The following is a 555-nucleotide window of genomic DNA, read 5'->3' as shown; positions in this document are numbered from 1 at the left end:
GGCCGTCGTCTTCGTGTCGGACAGGAGAGCTGCCAGCTCGCTGGACCCGGCTGCCTGGTAGTATGCCCGTCTCACGTCGGCAGCCAGACGCAGTGTCTCCAACGCTGCACGCAGTTGCGCTTCATGGAATCGTCGTCGGGCGATTTCCGAGCGGAACGGCAGCGTCGCCAGCGCCAGGATGTCGCCGACCACCTGGCGCTCGATCTCGCTGGCGCCGCCGCCCGCGATCTTCGAGACGGAGAACACGGGAGTGGGCGGCAGGCTCTGCTCGACGAGGTCGGTCTCGGCCAGCGCCAGGTCGTTGTAGGCGGCCTGCAGGCCGCGATTGTTTAGCAAAGCCAGCTGTACGGCGGTGTCTACCGTCAAGGTCCGGCGCAGGAGTTGCGCTACCAAGATATTGACCCGCTCGGCATCATCGACCGAGCGGGTCGCGATCACATCCTTTTTGATCGTATTCGCCGCGATGTCGGCGACGCCGGACATCCCCGCATCGGGGGAGAACGAAGCACAGCCAGCGAGCAAGATCGAGATGGAGAGCGCAACGATGCCCGTTCT

At 64.9% G+C, this 555-nt stretch carries 1 pseudogene; it reads right to left on the bottom strand.

Features of this window, described 5'->3' with window-relative positions:
- A pseudogene (locus AACY45_RS27660) lies at positions 1-555 on the bottom strand (hypothetical protein); the annotation flags it as partial.

This window comes from Pseudomonas sp. RA_35y_Pfl2_P32, assembly GCF_963970735.1.
GTDB lineage: Bacteria > Pseudomonadota > Gammaproteobacteria > Pseudomonadales > Pseudomonadaceae > Aquipseudomonas.
Note: the sequence above shows the minus strand (reverse complement) of the source record. Positions and strands in the feature narration are given on the sequence as shown.